This window comes from Pseudomonas sp. AM8 (assembly GCF_036346475.1).
GTDB classification, from domain to species: Bacteria; Pseudomonadota; Gammaproteobacteria; order Pseudomonadales; family Pseudomonadaceae; genus Aquipseudomonas; species Aquipseudomonas marginalis.
On record NZ_JAOTNX010000050.1, the window covers coordinates 1 to 280 of the forward strand.

1 protein-coding gene is annotated in these 280 nt (G+C 62.5%); it reads left to right on the forward strand.

Annotated elements, in window-relative coordinates; translation table 11 throughout:
* On the forward strand, positions 1-280 hold a 280-nt coding region (locus V3W40_RS34600; protein ID WP_330216550.1), incomplete at both ends, for a ribonucleotide-diphosphate reductase subunit beta.

Genomic DNA, 280 nt, shown 5'->3' on the forward strand with positions numbered 1-280 from the left:
CTTCAAGTACGACTGGGCCTGGCAGAAGTACCTCGACGGCTGCGCCAACCACTGGATGCCGCAAGAGGTCAACATGACCGCCGACATCGCCCTGTGGAAAAACCCCGAAGGCCTGACCGACGACGAACGCCGCATCGTCATGCGCAACCTCGGCTTCTTCTCCACCGCCGACTCCCTGGTCGCCAATAACCTGGTCCTGGCCGTGTACCGCCTGATCACCAACCCGGAGTGCCGCCAGTACATCCTGCGCCAGGCCTTCGAAGAAGCGATCCACACCCAC